General features: G+C 73.1%; 17 protein-coding genes. 3 read left to right on the top strand and 14 right to left on the bottom strand.

Features of this window, described 5'->3' with window-relative positions; translation table 11 throughout:
* Positions 1–14: 14 nt before the first annotated feature.
* The 12 genes from AB0A94_RS09345 to AB0A94_RS09290 form a co-directional block, all read right to left on the bottom strand.
* Positions 15–1,598 carry an alpha-amylase family glycosyl hydrolase gene (locus AB0A94_RS09345; RefSeq protein WP_361741242.1) on the bottom strand — a complete coding sequence of 528 codons (1,584 nt, stop codon included), beginning with the start codon at positions 1,596–1,598 and terminating at the stop codon, positions 15–17.
* 37 nt (positions 1,599–1,635) lie between these two features.
* Positions 1,636–2,502, bottom strand: a complete 867-nt coding sequence (locus AB0A94_RS09340; protein WP_361741239.1) for a carbohydrate ABC transporter permease — start codon at positions 2,500–2,502, stop codon at positions 1,636–1,638.
* On the bottom strand, positions 2,499–3,452 hold the full coding sequence (locus tag AB0A94_RS09335; RefSeq protein WP_361741236.1) for a sugar ABC transporter permease: 954 nt from the start codon (positions 3,450–3,452) through the stop codon (positions 2,499–2,501). The genes AB0A94_RS09340 and AB0A94_RS09335 overlap by 4 nt, the downstream gene beginning before the upstream one ends.
* 3 nt (positions 3,453–3,455) lie before the next feature.
* On the bottom strand, positions 3,456–4,799 hold the full coding sequence (locus tag AB0A94_RS09330; protein WP_361741233.1) for a sugar ABC transporter substrate-binding protein: 1,344 nt from the start codon (positions 4,797–4,799) through the stop codon (positions 3,456–3,458).
* Between the two features lie 136 nt (positions 4,800–4,935).
* Complete coding sequence (locus AB0A94_RS09325) at positions 4,936–5,934, bottom strand: LacI family DNA-binding transcriptional regulator (RefSeq protein WP_361741230.1); 999 nt, start codon at positions 5,932–5,934, stop codon at positions 4,936–4,938.
* 57 nt (positions 5,935–5,991) lie between these two features.
* Entirely contained in the window at positions 5,992–6,651 is a 660-nt protein-coding gene (locus tag AB0A94_RS09320; RefSeq protein WP_361741227.1) for a GntR family transcriptional regulator, read from the bottom strand.
* A complete protein-coding gene (locus AB0A94_RS09315; RefSeq protein ID WP_361741224.1) occupies positions 6,648–7,649 on the bottom strand; it encodes a proline racemase family protein in 1,002 nt (333 codons plus the stop codon). The genes AB0A94_RS09320 and AB0A94_RS09315 overlap by 4 nt, the downstream gene beginning before the upstream one ends.
* 15 nt (positions 7,650–7,664) lie before the next feature.
* On the bottom strand, positions 7,665–8,555 hold the full coding sequence (locus AB0A94_RS09310; RefSeq protein ID WP_361741222.1) for a dihydrodipicolinate synthase family protein: 891 nt from the start codon (positions 8,553–8,555) through the stop codon (positions 7,665–7,667).
* Positions 8,552–9,934, bottom strand: coding sequence for an FAD-dependent oxidoreductase (locus AB0A94_RS09305; protein WP_361741220.1), 1,383 nt, complete (start codon positions 9,932–9,934; stop codon positions 8,552–8,554). Before AB0A94_RS09305 ends, AB0A94_RS09310 begins: the two co-directional genes overlap by 4 nt.
* Positions 9,924–10,223, bottom strand: a complete 300-nt coding sequence (locus AB0A94_RS09300; RefSeq protein ID WP_217133164.1) for a (2Fe-2S)-binding protein — start codon at positions 10,221–10,223, stop codon at positions 9,924–9,926. Before AB0A94_RS09300 ends, AB0A94_RS09305 begins: the two co-directional genes overlap by 11 nt.
* Positions 10,220–11,383, bottom strand: a complete 1,164-nt coding sequence (locus AB0A94_RS09295) for an FAD-binding oxidoreductase (protein ID WP_361741217.1) — start codon at positions 11,381–11,383, stop codon at positions 10,220–10,222. The genes AB0A94_RS09300 and AB0A94_RS09295 overlap by 4 nt, the downstream gene beginning before the upstream one ends.
* Positions 11,384–11,448: 65 nt before the next feature.
* Positions 11,449–12,108, bottom strand: coding sequence for a hypothetical protein (locus AB0A94_RS09290; protein WP_361741215.1), 660 nt, complete (start codon positions 12,106–12,108; stop codon positions 11,449–11,451).
* Positions 12,109–12,331: 223 nt separating this feature from the next.
* Between AB0A94_RS09290 and AB0A94_RS09285 the strand changes: the two genes are divergently transcribed.
* The 3 genes from AB0A94_RS09285 to AB0A94_RS09275 all read left to right on the top strand — a co-directional run bounded on the left by AB0A94_RS09285 (position 12,332) and on the right by AB0A94_RS09275 (position 13,927).
* Positions 12,332–12,988: a helix-turn-helix transcriptional regulator gene (locus tag AB0A94_RS09285; RefSeq protein ID WP_361741212.1), complete on the top strand. Its 657-nt coding sequence runs from the start codon at positions 12,332–12,334 to the stop codon at positions 12,986–12,988.
* 31 nt (positions 12,989–13,019) lie between these two features.
* Positions 13,020–13,562 (top strand): toxin-antitoxin system, toxin component, encoded by a 543-nt coding sequence (locus tag AB0A94_RS09280; protein ID WP_361741346.1) that lies wholly within the window; start codon positions 13,020–13,022, stop codon positions 13,560–13,562.
* A gap of 128 nt (positions 13,563–13,690) precedes the next feature.
* Positions 13,691–13,927 (top strand): hypothetical protein, encoded by a 237-nt coding sequence (locus tag AB0A94_RS09275; protein WP_361741209.1) that lies wholly within the window; start codon positions 13,691–13,693, stop codon positions 13,925–13,927.
* 38 nt (positions 13,928–13,965) lie between these two features.
* Here AB0A94_RS09275 and AB0A94_RS09270 read toward each other — a convergent pair whose 3' ends face one another.
* Complete coding sequence (locus AB0A94_RS09270; RefSeq protein WP_361741206.1) at positions 13,966–14,643, bottom strand: 4'-phosphopantetheinyl transferase superfamily protein; 678 nt, start codon at positions 14,641–14,643, stop codon at positions 13,966–13,968.
* Positions 14,640–15,497 carry a metallophosphoesterase gene (locus tag AB0A94_RS09265; protein ID WP_361741203.1) on the bottom strand — a complete coding sequence of 286 codons (858 nt, stop codon included), beginning with the start codon at positions 15,495–15,497 and terminating at the stop codon, positions 14,640–14,642. The genes AB0A94_RS09270 and AB0A94_RS09265 overlap by 4 nt, the downstream gene beginning before the upstream one ends.
* Between the last annotated feature and the right edge of the window lie 4 nt (positions 15,498–15,501).

The raw sequence follows: 15,501 nt of genomic DNA, 5'->3' as shown, positions 1-15,501 counted from the left end.
CCGGGCCGCGGGGCTCAGGCGCGGAGCCAGACCGCGGTGTCCTTCGGCAGCCGTCCGTCGCCGGTGAGGGGGCCGCTGCCGAGGAGGAGCGCGGTGTGGGCGGGGAGGTCGGCGGGCGCGTCCGCGAGGTTCAGCACGCAGGTCGCGGTGCCCTCCGCGCGGGTGAGGGCGAGCACGCCGTCGGCGGCGGGCAGCCAGGTGAGCGGGCCGTCGCCGAAGACCGGGCGCAGGCGGATCGCCTCGCGGTACAGGGCGAGCATCGAGCCGGGGTCCCGCGCCTGCCGGTCGGCCGCGTACGACGCCCAGCCGGCCGGCTGCGGCAGCCACGGTTCACCGCCGAACCCGGCGTGCGGCGCGTCCGCCGTCCACGGCAGCGGCACCCTGCACCCGTCGCGGCCGGGGTCGGTGCCGCCGGAGCGGGCGTGCATGGGGTCCTCGATGCGGTCGAGCGGGATGTCGGCCTCGGGCAGGCCGAGTTCCTCGCCCTGGTAGACGTAGACCGCGCCGGGCAGGGCCAGGGAGAGCAGGGCCGCGGCGCGGGCCCGGCGGGTGCCGAGGGCGAGGTCGGTCGGGGTGCCGAAGGCCTTGGCGGCGAAGTCGAAGCCGGTGTCGGCGCGGCCGTAGCGGGTGACCGTGCGGGTGACGTCGTGGTTGCACAGCACCCAGGTGGCGGGGGCGCCGACCGGCGCGTGTTCGGCGAGGGTGTCCTCGATGGAGGCGCGCAGCCGTGCCGCGTCCCAGGGGCAGGTCAGGAAGGAGAAGTTGAACGCGGTGTGCAGTTCGTCGGGGCGCAGGTAGCGGGCGAAGCGTTCGGTGTCCGGGAGCCAGACCTCGCCGACGAAGACGCCCCCGTACTCGTCGGCGACGGCCCGCCAGGCGCGGTAGACGTCGTGGAGCTCGTCGCGGTCGACGTAGGGGTGCGGGTCGCGGCCCGCCACGAAGTCCGGCAGCCGGGGGTCCTTCACCAGCAGCGCGGCGGAGTCGATGCGGACGCCGGCCACGCCCCGCTCGAACCAGAAGCGCAGGACGTCCTCGTACTCCTGGCGGACGGTGGGGTGCGCCCAGTTGAGGTCGGGCTGTTCGGGTGCGAACAGGTGGAGGTACCAGTCGCCGTCCGGCAGCCGGGTCCAGGCGGGGCCGCCGAACTCCGACCGCCAGTCGTTCGGGGGGAGTTCACCGCTCTCGCCGCGGCCGGGACGGAAGTGGAACAGCTCCCGCTCGGGACCGCCGGCGAGCGCCGCCCGGAACCAGGGGTGCTGGTCGGAGACGTGGTTGGGCACGATGTCGACGATCGTGCGGATGCCCAGTCCCCGCGCCTCGGCGATGAGCTTCTCCGCCTCGGCGAGGGTGCCGAAGGCCGGGTCGATCGCCCGGTGGTCGGTGACGTCGTAGCCGCCGTCCTTCATCGGGGACAGGTACCAGGGGCTGAACCACAGGGCGTCCACGCCGAGTTCGGCGAGGTACGGCAGCCTGGCGCGGACGCCCGCGAGGTCACCGGTGCCGTCGCCGTCGCCGTCGGCGAAGCTGCGGACGTACACCTGGTAGATGACGGCGGAGCGCCACCAGTCGTCGCTTCGGGCAGGGGTGGGCTGTCCCACGGTGGGTGCCTTTCTCTTCTGTGGACGATGTGCGGTGTCAGCCCTTGGTGCTGCCCGCGCTGATTCCGGCGACGATGTGCCGCTGGAAGACGAGGAACAGCGCGACCATGGGGATGCTGGCGATCACCATCGCGGCGATGAGCACGGTCAGCTGGATGTTCTGCGACAGTTGCACGAGGGCCACGCTGATCGGCTGTTTGCCCGTGTCGGAGAAGACCATCAGCGGCCAGAGGAAGTCCTGCCACACGGCGACCAGTGCGAAGATCGACACCACGCCGAGCACCGGGCGCGACATGGGCAGCACGATCGACCACAGGGTGCGCAGCCTGCTCGCGCCGTCCATCTCGGCGGCCTCGAGCACGTCCCTGGGCAGCTGGTCGAAGAACCGCTTGAGCAGGTAGAGGTTGAAGGCGTTGGCGACGGCCGGCAGCCAGATGGCGAGGGGGTCGTTGAGCAGGCCGAGATCCGCCACGGTCAGGTACTTCGGTACGACCAGGGCCTGGGCCGGGACCATCAGCGTGGCGAGGATGCCACCGAGGATCAGCCTGCCGAAGGCGGGCCGGAGCTTGGACAGGGCGTAGGCGGCGGCCGTGCAGAACACCAGCTGGAACAGCCAGGCGCCGGCCGCCTGCACCACCGTGTTCCACAGGTGGGTGGGCAGCTGCATCAGCTCCCAGGCGTCGGTGTAGCCGCTGGTGCTCCAGTTCTCCGGGACGAGGGTGGGCGGGGTGCGCGCCACCTCGTCCGGTGACTTCATCGCGCCGCTCGCCATCCAGTAGACGGGGAAGAGGAAGGCGAGCGCGAACAGCACGACGACGCCGGTGAACACGGTCCAGTAGACGGCCCGGCCGCGCGGGCGGGCCAGTACGGCCGGGGAGACGAGGGTGCGGGTGGTGCTGCTCACGCGGCCTCCTCTCCGGAGCGGGTGAGGCGGAGGTAGCCGGCGGAGAACGCGCCGAGCAGGGCGAGGAGCATCACGCTCAGCGCGCAGGCGCCACCGAAGTCGTTGTAGAGGAAGGCGTACTTGTAGATGAGGTAGAGGACGGTCACGGTGGCGTTCTCGGGGCCGCCGCCGGTGATCACGAAGGGTTCGGTGAACACCTGCATGGTGGCGATGATCTGGAGCAGCATCAGCATGAGGATGACGAACCTGGTCTGCGGGACCGTCACGTGGCGGATGCGCTGGAGCAGGTTCGCGCCGTCCAGTTCGGCGGCCTCGTACAGCTCGCCGGGGATGGACTGGAGGGCGGCGAGGTAGATGAGGACGGTGCCGCCCAGGTTGGCCCAGGTGGCGACGATGACCAGGGAGACCAGGGCGGTGTCGGCGCCGTTGGACCAGTTCGAGGTGGGCAGGTGGAGGAAGCGCAGCGCCTCGTTGGCGAGGCCGGCGCCGGGATCGTAGAACCACTTCCACAGCAGGGCGCTGACCACCGGCGGGATCATCACCGGGAGATAGACGACGACCCGGAAGAAGGCCTTGGCGTGCCTCAGTTCGTTGAGCACGAGGGCCAGCACGAAGGGGATCGCGAAGCCGATCAGCAGGGCGAGCAGGGTGAAGGTGAGCGTGTTGCGCCAGGCCGCGCCGAACTCGGGATCGCTGAGGACCCGGGTGAAGTTGGCGGTGCCGACCCATTCGGGGTCGGAGCCCGGCGTGTACTTCTGGAAGGCGATCACGACGGCGCGGATCGCCGGGTACCAGGAGAACAGGGCGAAGCAGACGAGGCCGCCGAGGAGGAAGCCGTAGGCGCGCAGGTGGTCGGTGAGGCCGCGCCGTCTCCGGCCCCCTGCCGGGGACGGCGCCCTCACCGGTCGGACCCGCACTGCCCCGGTCGGCCGTTCAACCGTCTTCGTCACCGGTCAGCTCCGGGCCAGGATGCCGTCGATCTTCGCGGAGGCGTCCTTCAGGAGCCGGTCGATGTCCGCGTCCTCCTTGGTGAGGACGGCGGAGACGACCCCGTCGAGAACGGAGTAGAGCTGCTGGGCGTGGGGCGGCTCGATCTTCATCTCCAGCTTCTGGTTGCCGTCGAGGAAGGCTTGGTAGTTCTCCACCGGGACGTTGGCGTTGGCCTTCTTGGCCTGCTGGTCCCTGTCGTCGGCGGCACCGGTGAACAGGCGGGGTTCGGGCAGGCCGACCGGGGCGTCGTTCTCCTCGGCGCGGGCGTAGTCGCCGAGGAAGCCGTCGCCGGGGGTGAGGAACATGTGGTCGAGCCACTTGAGGCCGGCGCGGATCTGCTCGGGTGAGGCGTTCTTGTCGAACATGTAGCCGTCGCCGCCGATGAGGGTGCCCTCGCCGCCGGGCATGGGGGCGAGGGCGATGTTCTCGTACTCGGCGCCCTTCTCCTTGACGAGGATCGGGATGTTGTCGGGTGCGGCGAGGTACATGCCGAGCTTGCCGGCGCCCATCATCTGCTGGACGTCGTTGATGACGAGGAGCTGCTTGCTGCCCATCGACTCGTCCTTCCACCGCATGTCGTGCAGGGTCTGGAGCACGGCACGGCCCTCGGGGGTGTCGACGGTGGCCTTCTCGCCGTCGGCGCTCACCACGTCGCCGCCCCGGGAGTAGAGCTCAGCGGTGAAGTGCCAGCCGCCCTGGTTCTGGGCGCTGTAGTCGGCGTAGCCGACGGTGCCGTCGCCGAGTGCGGCGATCTTCCTGGCGGCGGTGCGGACCTCGTCCCAGGTGGTGGGCGGCCGGTCCGGGTCGAGTCCGGCCTTCTCGAAGAGCTCCCGGTGGTAGACCAGGCCCATCGAGTAGCCGGTGCGCGGGACGCCGTAGACCTTGCCGTCGACGGTGTAGATGTCCCGCAGCTGCTGCTGGATGGTGTCGTAGCTCTTCAACTCCTTGACGTACGGGGTGAGATCGGCCGCCCGGCCGATGTCGACGACGTGCCGCGCGTCGGTGAAGTAGGTGTAGAAGACGTCCTCCATCTGTCCGCCGGCGAGCTTGGCGTCGAACGTCTTCGGGTCCTGGCAGGGGAACGCGTCGTGCGGGACGACGTCGATGTCCGGGTTCTTCTTCTCGAAGGCGGCGACGTCCTCCTCGAAGAACTGGCGGTCGACCTCGGCGCTCTTGGGCGGCATGCAGTTGACCGTGATGCGGGTCTTGCCGCCGGCGGCTTCGTCGTCGTTCGACCCGCACGCGGTGAGCGTGAGCGCGCCGACGCCCAGCGCGGCGAGGGTACGACGGATCCCGGTGCTTCTCATCGGTGGACCCCTTACGGGACAGGAGCGAGTGAACCCCTCGGAACAGGAGCGGTGGGCGGGGCACACTCAAGCACCGACAACATCGGTCCGCAAGATGTCGCGCAGAATATGAAATTGTTCGACAGTGGAGCGGGGCTCAGGAGCGGGGCGCCTGGGCGGTCGACCCCCGCACCACCAGCTCGGGTTCGAACAAAAGCTCCTCGGGTGCCACCGCACTGCCGCTGATCTGCGCGTTCAGCAGTTCCACCACCGCCTTGCCCATGGCCTCGATGGGCTGCCGGACGGTGGTCAGCGGGGGCTCGGTGCAGTTCATCAGCGCCGAGTCGTCGTAACCGACGACGGATATCCGTCCGGGCACGTCGAGTCCCTTGCGGCGGGCGGCCCGTACGACACCGAGGGCGAGGGGGTCGCTGGCGCAGATGAAGCCGGTGACGCCCCGCTCGATGAGCCGGGTGGCGGCGGCGTGACCGCCCTCGATGGAGAACATGGCGCGGGCGACGTGCTCTTCGGGCATCTCCCCCGCGACCGCGCGGGCGGCGGCCAGCTTGCGGGCCGAGGGCATGTGGTCGCCGGGGCCGAGCACAAGGCCGATGCGCTCGTGCCCGAGCGAGGCCAGGTGCCGCCAGGCCTGCTCCACGGCCACGGCGTCGTCGCACGACACGGCCGGGAAGCCGAGGTGTTCGATCGCCGCGTTGACGAGGACGACCGGGATGTTGCGCTCGGCGAGCCGCCGGTAGTGGTCGTGGGGCGCGTCGGCCTGGGCGTACAGACCGCCGGCGAACACCACCCCGGACACCTGCTGCTGGAGCAGCAGGTCCACGTAGTCCGCCTCGGAGACACCGCCCCGGGTCTGGGTGCACAGCACCGGCGTGAGGCCGAGCTGGGCCAGCGCGCCGCCGATGACCTCCGCGAAGGCCGGGAAGATCGGGTTCTGCAGCTCGGGCAGGACCAGGCCGACCAGCCGGGCGCGTTCACCGCGCAGCTGGGTGGGCCGCTCGTAGCCGAGCACGTCCAGGGCGGAGAGCACCGCCTGCCGGGTGGCCTCGGAGACCCCCGGCTTGCCGTTGAGCACCCGGCTGACCGTGGCCTCGCTGACCCCGACCTTCTTCGCCACCACAGCAAGTCGTCGTGTCATGCGCGCAAGAGTAACGCAAAAAGCGCAAGCCACTTGCGTTCACGCGCAAATCCGTCGTCAAGGCGCCGCCCAGAGCCCTCGGACGTGCCCGAGGTGGCGGGTCATCACGGCCCGCACGGTCTCCGTGTCCCGGGCGAGCAGCGCGTCGAGCAGCTCCAGGTGCTCCTCGGCCGACGCCTCCAGCCGCCCCTGCTCCACCAGCGCGGTCAGCCCGTACAGCCGTGCGCGCCGGCGCAGGTCCCGGACCACCTCGACCAGGTGACCGTTGCCGGCGAGCGCCAGCAGTCCCAGGTGGAAGCGCTGGTCGGCCTCGATGTACGCGATGAGGTCGCCGGCCGCGGCGGCGGTGACGATCTCCTCGGCGACCGGGCGCAGCGCCGCCAGGGCCACCGGGTCCGCGGTGGCGGCCAGGTGGGCCGTCGTCGGGATCTCGATGAGCGCGCGGACGTGGGTGTACTCGTCGAGCTGTTGCTCGGAGACGGCGGTGACCCGGAAGCCCTTGTTGGGCACGGTGTCGACCAGCCCCTCCTTGGCGAGGTCGAGCATGGCCTCGCGCACGGGGGTGGCGGAGACCCCGAAGCGTGCGGCGAGGGCGGGGGCGGAGTACACCTCGCCGGGGCGCAGTTCCCCGGCGATCAGCGCGGCCCGCAGCGCGTCCGCGACCCGTTCGCGGTAGCTGGGCCCCCGGCCGCCCAGGCCGGAGAGGGCGGTGTTCACAGGACGAACCCCGCCGGGAAGGGGTCGCGCGGGTCCAGCAGGTACTGCGCGGTGCCCGTGATCCAGGCCCGGCCGGTGAAGCTGGGCAGCACCGCCGGGCGGCCGGCCACCTCGGTGGTGCCGAGCAGCCGGCCGGTGAACCGGGTGCCGATGAAGGACTCGTTCACGAACTCGGTGTGCAGCGGGAGTTCGCCGCGCGCGTGGAGCTGGGCCATGCGGGCGCTGGTGCCGGTGCCGCAGGGCGAGCGGTCGAACCAGCCGGGGTGGATCACCATGGCGTGCCGGGAGTAGCGGGCGGTGGCGTCGGGAGCGGTCACCTGGACATGGTGACAGCCGTGGACGGACGGGTCCTCGGGGTGGACCGGTCCGCCGTCGGCGTTGACCGCCTCCATCAGGGACAGGCCGGCCGCGAGGATCTCGTCCTTGCGGGACCGGTCGAAGGGCAGCCCGAGCCGGTCCAGCGGCAGGATCGCGTAGAAGTTGCCGCCGAAGGCGAGGTCGTAGGTCACCGTCCGTCCGTCGGGCAGGGTGGCCTCGCGGTCGAGGGCGACGGCGAAGGACGGGACGTTGCGCAGGGTCACGGCCGTGGCGGCACCGTCGTCGACCGCCACCTCGGCGACGACGACCCCGGCGGGGGTGTCCAGGCGGATGGTGGTGACCGGCTCGACGACCTCGACCATGCCGGTCTCGACGAGCACCGTCGCGACACCGATCGTGCCGTGTCCGCACATCGGGAGGTAGCCGGAGACCTCGATGTAGACGACGCCCCAGTCGCAGTCGGGCCGGGTGGGCGGCTGGAGGATCGCGCCGCTCATCGCCGAGTGCCCGCGCGGCTCGTTCATCAGCAACCGCTTGACGTGGTCGCGGTGTTCGCGGAAGTACAGGCGCCGTTCGTTCATGGTCGCGCCGGGGATGGTGCCGATGCCGCCGGTGATCACCCGGGTGGGCATGCCCTCGGTGTGCGAGTCGACGGCGTGCAGGACGAGCTTGCTGCGCATGACCGGGCTCCTCCCCTACGCCAGTCCGGCCGCGACGGCCTTCTCGGTGGCCGCGCGGACGGCCGCCTCCTGACCGGGTTCCAGGGGCACGCGGGGCGGGCGGCAGGGGCCGCCGTGCCGTCCGACGAGGTCCATGGACAGCTTGATCGCCTGCACGAACTCCACCCGCGAGTCCCAGCGGAGCAGGGGATGCAGTCGCCGGTACAGCGGCAGCGCGGTGCCGAGGTCGCCGCCGGTGGCGGCGCGGTAGAGCTCGACGCAGGACCGGGGCAGCGCGTTCGGGTAGCCGGCCACCCAGCCCTTGGCGCCGGCCACGGCGAGTTCCAGCAGGACGTCGTCCGCGCCGGCCAGCAGGTCCAGGTCGGGGGCGAGTTCGGCGATCCGGTAGGCGCGGCGGACATCCCCCGAGAACTCCTTGACCGCCTGGACGTACCCCTCGCCGTGCAGCCGGGCGAGCAGTTCCGGCACCAGGTCGACCTTGGTGTCGACGGGGTTGTTGTAGGCGACGACGGGGAGCCCGGCGGCGGCGACCTCGGCGTAGTGGGCGAGGACGGAGCGCTCGTCGGCGCGGTAGGCATTGGGCGGCAGCAGCATCACGGCCCGGCAGCCCGCCTCGGCGGCCTGCTCGGTCCAGCGGCGGGCCTCGGCGGCCCCGTAGGCGGCGACGCCCGGCATGACGCGCTCCCCGCCGACCGCGGCGACGGCGGTCCCGACCACCCGGGCGCGCTCCTCGGGGGTGAGCACCTGGTACTCGCCGAGCGAGCCGTTCGGTACGACGCCGTCGCAGCCGTTCTCCACGAGCCAGGCGCAGTGCTCGGCGTAGCGGTCGTGGTTCACGGAGAGGTCGTCGTTCAGCGGCAACGCGGTGGCGACGAGGACGCCGCGCCAGGGACGGTGGTCGGTCATGAGGGTCCTCTCTCGGTGTGCTGTTCGTGCTGTGCGGCGAGCACGCCCAGCGGCACCGGACGCGCGAACGGCCGCCGGGCCGGGGTGGGTCCGCAGCCGGCGAGGCCCGCCACGGCCGGCTCGCACATCCGGCCCTGGCACCAGCCCATGCCGGCCCGGGTGAGCAGCTTGACCGTGCGGACGTCCCCGGCCCCGAGCGCGAGGCCCGCGCGGACCTCGCCCGCCGTGACCTCCTCGCAGCGGCAGACCACGGTGTCGTCGGTGAGCCGGTCGGCCCAGTGGGCGGGCGGGGCGTACACGGCGTCGAGGGCGGCCGCGGATCCGCGCAGCCGGGCGCGGGCCCTGGCGGCCGGGGCCCACGCACCGGGGTCGGGTACGGTGCCCCGCACCCGGGCGGCGATCGAGCGACCGGCGATGTGCCCCTCGGCGAGCGCGAGCGCGGCGCCGCCGACGCCGGTGGCCTCCCCCGCCGCCCACACGCCGGGGACGTCGGTGCGCTGTTCCGCGTCGACGGCCACGGTGAGTCCGTCGAGACGGCAGCCGAGGCTCTCGGCGAGGTCGGTGTGCGGGAACATGCCGTGGCTCACCGCGAGGGTGTCGCAGGGCAGCCGGCGTTCGGTGCCGGGCCGGACGCGGCCGTGCGCGTCGAGGGCGGCGACGGTGACGCCGGTGAGCCGGTCTCCCCCGGAGTGGGCGCGGACGACGGTGTGCCGGGCGAGGAAGGGCACGCGGTGGCGCAGCAGCCGGGCCGCGTACCCGGCACCCTCGGGCAGCTTGCCGGCCAGCGCTCCGGCGTGCCGCGGCAGGCGGCCCGGGCCCGCGGACTCCACCAGCGCGGCGACCCGTACGCCCGCCGCCGCGAGCCCGGCCGCCACCGGCAGCAGCAGCGGCCCGGTGCCGGCCACGACGGCGGTCCGGCCCGGCACGACGAGCCCGCCCTTGAGCATCGCCTGGGCGCCGCCCGCGGTGACGACTCCGGGGAGGGTCCAGCCGGGGAAGGGCAGCACGGTCTCGTAGCCGCCGGTGGCCAGCAGCACGGCGGTGGCGTGCACCTCGGCCGGCTCCCGCTGTTCCGGTCCGAGCAGCGCGTGCACGGTCGGTCCGCCGGGCGTCCGTTCCACGCACCACACGTGGTGCTCGCCCAGCACGCGCACGGAGCTCGTGGCGAGCCGGTCCCGCAGCCGGGTCCAGGTGCGCCACCGGTGGTGCAGGACCCGGGGGCGTTCCGCGCGGAGTCCGGCGGCCGGCTGCCGGTAGAACTGCCCGCCCGGTTCGGGAGCCGCGTCGACCAGGGCGACCCGCAGGCCGCGCCGGTCCGCCGCGAGGGCCGCGGCGAGTCCCGCCGGTCCCGCGCCGATCACCACGAGGTCAGTGCGCACGGCCCGTCCCCTCCTGGCTGCGGATCACGTCGCCCGGCCGGGCCGGGACCAGACAGGCCCGCTGGTCGGGGCGGTCGTTCACGGTGACCAGGCAGTCGAAGCACACCCCGATCCCGCAGAACACCCCGCGGGGGCGTCCGTCGCCCCGGGTGGTGCGCCACGAGGTGACGCCGGCGGCCCACAGCACCGCGGCGATCGTCCGGCCGGGCAGCGCCTCGATCCGCCGTCCGTCGAAGGTGACCTCGAAGGCGGGTCCGGGGCGTGCCCCGGCGAGCTCCAGCGGATTCACCGCACGGCCTCCTTCGCCGTAGGGGGGAAGCGGTCGGGCCGGAACGGGGTGAGGTCCAGTTCCGGTGTCCCTCCGGTCAGGGCCTGGGCGATCAGCAGGCCGGTGCCGGTGGCCAGCCCGATGCCCGCGCCCTCGTGGCCGCACACGTGGAACAGTCCGGGCGCCCGGGGGTCGGGGCCGATCGCGGGCAGGTGGTCGGGCAGGTACGGCCGGAAGCCGGCGTACGCGCGCAGGGCCCGGACGCCGGACAGGAAGGGGAACAGTCGGGTCGCCCCGGCCGCCAGGGCCCGCACCGCCGGGAGGGACAGGGACCGGTCGAAGCCGACCCGTTCCCGGCTGGCGCCGATGAGCACCGGTCCGGCGGCCGTTCCCTCCACCACCGGGGAGGTCCGCAGTGCCGCGGAGTCGCTGGCGACGTCGGCCACGTAGTCGGCGGCGTACACCTTGTGCCGGATGCGGGGCGGCAGTGGCTCGGTGACCAGGACGAAGCCCCGTCGGGGCAGGACGGGCAGGGACACCCCGGCGCGGACGGCCAGTTCGCCGCCCCAGGGGCCGGCCGCGTTGACGACGGCGGGGGCGTGGAGGTCGCCGCGGTCCGTGCGCACCCCGCGCACCGCGCCGTCGGCGGCGCGCAGGACCCGGGTCACCTCGCGGCCGGTGAGCAGCCGGGCCCCGGAGGCGCGCAGCAGGTGGGCGGCGGCGAGGGCGGGCATCACCTGGGCGTCCTGCGGATAGTGCACACCGCCCGCGAGGCCGGGCGCCAGACGCGGTTCGAGGTCGTGGAGCCGGTCGGCGGGGACGGGGTCGGCCGTCACCCCGGCGGCCCGCTGGGTGTCCGCGAACCTCCGCAGCCCGTCGAGCGTCTCGGGGGTCTCGGCGACGACGAGCCCGCCCTTGGCCTCGTACTCGACCGGCCCGGCCGGTTCCTGTGCCACCTGTGCCCACAACCGGTGGGACAGCAGGGCGAGTTCGAGTTCGGGGCCGGGTGCCTTGTCGGAGACGAGGAGGTTCCCCTCGCCGGCGCCGGTCGTGCCGCCGGCCACGGGACCCCGGTCCACCACGGTCACGGCGAGGCCCGCCCGGGCCGCGTACAGGGCGCAGGCGGCGCCCGTCATCCCGGCGCCCACTATCACGACGTCGCAGGTCAGCGGCTCGCTCACGGCAGTACTATGTCACACAGCACTACCGTGGGGAAGGGCGCGGACACCTTCCGTGAAGGGCTGCCTCAGCCGGCGGAGCGGACCACTCTCAGGTGGGAGGCGGCACGGCGGGCCCCCCGGCCCCCGGAGGAGGTGCGGCGCGTCTCGCGCAGGACCAGCGTCAGCCGGGTGCAGTCCATGTCCCGGAGGGCCGGGGTCGTCTCCGCGACGATCCGGCAGTCCGTGGCGCCCCAGCGGGGGTCGGGATGGAGCAGCGGCCGTACGGCGCCGTCGTGTTCGGCGGCCTGCTCGCCGACGACCCGCAGCCAGTGCGGCAGTCCGTGCCGGTAGGCGGCCTCCATGATGGGGTCCTGGGCGATGTCGCGGCGGATGGCCTGCAGCCCGCGGTCGTGGCCGTACCGCTCGACGGCCCCGGCGAAGTGGGCCAGCATCGGCAGGCACCAGCTCGACTCGTGGTCACCGAGCACCGTGGCCGCGTCCGGGTGGAAGAGCACGAACCGGAGGAAGTTGTCGGAGGGCAGGGCCGTCGGGTGCGGCTCGACGTCCTGGAAAAGTGTCCGGAAAGCGGCGTTGGTGAGCAGCACGTCCCAGCGGTGGTCGATCACCAGGGAGGGGAAGGCGGTCGCCTCCAGGAGTACGGCGTAGTCCTGGAAATAGGCATGGGCCTCGGGGGTCCCGGGGACGGGCCGCGGCGCCGGCCGCTGCCCTCCTGCCTGATGTGCCATCGGGAGGTCACCCCTCTTGCCTGTGCGGCCCTGACGCGGCGCCCCGATCCTGCTGCCCGCACGTGATGCGTGTCAACTATCGTGGCATTCCATGCCGGTTGACGGCTGAAATTGGCCACAGTTGTGGCGAGACCTGGATGTGAGTTCGAGACAACGGCTAGTCTCCGTGAAGTTCACGGCAATCGCTTGTGAGAAGCCTGTGAGAGACCTAGGAGATCTTTCGGTGACGGGTGGCTTCGAGGGTCCGGGCACCACGCCGACGGCCGCGCTGCCGGCCGTCGTCGCCCGCGTCACCGCACTCGCCGACCGGCTCGGCGTGGCGCACGCCGAGGTCTTCGACGTCGGCCGGCTGTCCGCCGCTTCCGGTGTCCCGGAGTCCGTGGTCAAGGCGCTGCTGAGCGGCCGGTCCACGGGCGAGCCCGATGTGCAGGCGCGGTTCGTGCAGCGGCTGGACCTGCTGCGCCGCACCCGGCTGAAGCCGAACGGCCGCAAGTACACGCAGCAGGAGATCGCCGACGGCGCGGGCATGTCCCGGCAGCAGGCCGGCGCGCTGATCAACGGCGACCGGCGTCCGACCATGGAGCACTGCGACGCCATCCAGCGGTTCTTCCGGGTGCACGCCGGTTTCCTCACCGCCGAGGACCCCGAGGCGCTGGCGGGCGCGCTCCAGCACACCGAGCAGGAGCTGCTGCAGAAACTCGCGGACCGGGAGCGGGCGGCGGCGGCGCCGGCCGACGACCCGCTGGAGCGGCTGCTGCGGGACCACGGGGTGCGCCAGATCGCCTGGCGGGCCGCCCAGCTGCCCACCGACCAGCACCGCGACAAGGTCGCGGAGTGGCTGGACATGCTCCTGGAGAGTGTCCAGCGGCCCAAGGCCTGACCCGGGGAGGACAGTGGGCATCGGCAGGGAGATGCGCCGCCTGTGCGGCGAGTTGCTGGCGGAGCTGACGCTTCCGGTCCCGGCCCGGCCCGCCGATCTGTACGCGGCCCTGTGCGAGGCGATGAGCAGGCGCCGCGGCCGGCCCGTGCTGTTCCGTACGGCGGTCTTCCCGCCCGGGACGGCGAGCGGGCTGTGGCTCGACATGGCGGACCAGGACCTCGTCGTGATCGAGGAACGCACGGCGCCCGACCACCAGCTGGTGATCCTGGGGCACGAGCTGTGGCACATGCAGGCCGGGCACCGCGGTCGCCATCACGTCCGGGGCTCCGAGGTGGCGACGCGTCTGCTGGGTCATGCCCTCGACGAGGACACCCTGCGGGCGGCCGTCCTGAAGGTCGCCGCGCGCACCCGGTTCGACCTGGCCGAGGAGAAGGAGGCCGAGGCCTTCGGCCTGCTGCTGGCCAGCAGGTGCCGGACCCGGCTGGCCGGTTGGTCGCTGCGCGGGCCGGTGCGGCGGGACCGGCTGGCGGGGCGGATCGAGGCGTCGCTGGGGTACCTGGGGCCGCAGGGCTGAGCGGGCACGCCCCGGCGCGCGAGCCCCTCCGGGTGGGGGAACCGGACCGCGGGGCGATCCGGTTGTCAGTGGTGGGCGGCAAGCTGGAGGCGAATCGTCACCGACCGCGACACGGGGAGAACCGAGCGATGCCCACCGCCGTACCGACCGACCGCGAGCGCACCGCCGTCCAGGCCTATCTACGACTGCTGCACACGGTGCGCGCCGTCCTCGACACCCGGCCGGGCCCGCCGGGGCCTCCCGGGCCCCCGACGGTGCCGCCCTCCGTGCTCGCCGAGGCGGAGACCGCCCTGGCCCGGGCGGGTCTGGCCGGCAACGAGGAGGTGTTCTTCCGGATGCTGCGCGACTGGCACCCCGAGCCGTAGCCGGTCGTGTCCCTCCCGGGGCGGCGGTCGCCTCCCGTTCAGCCGTGCGGGACGGTGACCGCCGTCGCGACCAGGTCTCCTCCGGTGATCCAGCGGCCGGTGAAGTGGTCGACCACTCGGGTGCCCACGCGCGGGCCGGGGACGAGGAGGGTGGCCCGGAAGCCGCCGCGGGTGTGCTCGCCGGGGTCGGCGAAGAAGTCGAGGTCGGCCTCCAGGAAGTCCAGCCACTTCCCGGTGAGCGGGAACCACGCCTTGTAGACGGACTCCTTGGCGCTGAACAGCAGCCGGTCCCAGTGCACGGCGGGCAGTTCCTCGGCCAGGGCGCCGATCCGCGCCGCCTCCCGCGGCAGCGCCACGGAGGACAGGACGCCCTCGGGCAGCGGGGCGTGGGGCTCCGCGTCGATGCCGAGGGACGCCAGGTCGGCGGCGCGCACCAGGGCGGCGGCGCAGTAGCCCTGGCAGTGGGTCATGCTGCCGGCCAGCCCGTCGGGCCAGACGGGGGCGCCCCGCTCACCGGGCAGCACCGGCCGCGCGGGCACGCCCAGCTTCTCCATGGCGCGGCGGGCGCAGGAGCGCACGGCGGTGAACTCCCGGCGGCGTTTGAGGACGGCGCGCTCCAGCAGCGCCTCCTCCTCGGGATACAGCGGTGCGTCGACGCCCTCGTCGCCGTAGGCCTCGACGGCGACCACCGTCTGCGGCAGCAGTTCCTCGATCATCGCCCCTCCTCCGTCCATGGCACGATCCGGCGCAGCCGTCCCGGAGGCTGTTCGCGCTTGCGCCATTCGCGCGGGTAGCCCACCGACACCTCCTCGAAGCGGACCCCGTCCTGCCGGGTGCTCCGGGGGATGTGCAGATGACCGTAGACCATGGTGTGGACGGGGAACCGCCGGTGCCAGTCGTCGGTGAGCACGGTGCCGCACCACATGGCGAACTCGGGGTACCACAGGACGTCCGTCGGATGGCGGTGCAGCGGCCAGTGGTTGACCAGGACGAGCGGCAGTCCGTCCGGCACCTCGGCCAGCCGGCGTTCGGTCGCGGCGACCCGGGCCCGGCACCAGGCCTCCCGGCTCGGGTACGGGTCGGGGTGCAGCAGCTGTTCGTCGGTGCAGACGACCCCGGTGCCGTGCGCGTACTCCAGCCCCTCGTCCTTGGTGGCGCACCCGGGCGGCAGGAACGAGTAGTCGTACAGCAGGAACAGCGGTGCGACGGCGACCGGGCCGCCGGGGCCGTCCCAGACGGGGTACGGGTCCTCGGGTGTGATCACCCCGAGGTCGCGGCACTGCTCGACCAGGTGGTCGTAGCGGGCGACGCCGCGCAGCGTGACCGGGTCGCTCGGGTGGGTCCACAGCTCGTGGTTGCCGGGCACCCAGACGACCTTGGCGAACCGGCCGGCCAGGGTCTTGAGGGCCCAGCGGACGTCCTCCACGGTCTCCGCGACGTCACCGGCCACGAGCAGCCAGTCCTCGTCCGACTCGGGCCGCATCCGTTCGACCAGCTCGCGGTTCTCGGCGTAACCGATGTGCAGGTCGCTGATGGCCCACAGCTGTCCGCCGTCGTCTGTCCCCGACATCACC

It is taken from the genome of Streptomyces sp. NPDC044984, from assembly GCF_040646935.1.
Taxonomy (GTDB): Bacteria; Actinomycetota; Actinomycetes; order Streptomycetales; family Streptomycetaceae; genus Streptomyces.
The sequence above is the reverse complement of the archived record's forward strand: the minus strand, read 5'-3'. Positions and strand labels throughout refer to the sequence as shown.

Bases quoted from the DNA above. Each gene is read 5' to 3' on its own strand.
- AB0A94_RS09330 (WP_361741233.1), bottom strand. From the start codon at position 4,799: ATGAGAAGCACCGGGATCCGTCGTACCCTCGCCGCGCTGGGCGTCGGC.
- AB0A94_RS09325 (WP_361741230.1), bottom strand. From the start codon at position 5,934: ATGACACGACGACTTGCTGTGGTGGCGAAGAAGGTCGGGGTCAGCGAG.
- AB0A94_RS09315 (WP_361741224.1), bottom strand. From the start codon at position 7,649: ATGCGCAGCAAGCTCGTCCTGCACGCCGTCGACTCGCACACCGAGGGC.
- AB0A94_RS09310 (WP_361741222.1), bottom strand. From the start codon at position 8,555: ATGACCGACCACCGTCCCTGGCGCGGCGTCCTCGTCGCCACCGCGTTG.
- AB0A94_RS09290 (WP_361741215.1), bottom strand. From the start codon at position 12,108: ATGGCACATCAGGCAGGAGGGCAGCGGCCGGCGCCGCGGCCCGTCCCC.
- AB0A94_RS09280 (WP_361741346.1), top strand. From the start codon at position 13,020: ATGCGCCGCCTGTGCGGCGAGTTGCTGGCGGAGCTGACGCTTCCGGTC.
- AB0A94_RS09275 (WP_361741209.1), top strand. From the start codon at position 13,691: ATGCCCACCGCCGTACCGACCGACCGCGAGCGCACCGCCGTCCAGGCC.
- AB0A94_RS09270 (WP_361741206.1), bottom strand. From the start codon at position 14,643: ATGATCGAGGAACTGCTGCCGCAGACGGTGGTCGCCGTCGAGGCCTAC.
- AB0A94_RS09265 (WP_361741203.1), bottom strand. From the start codon at position 15,497: ATGTCGGGGACAGACGACGGCGGACAGCTGTGGGCCATCAGCGACCTG.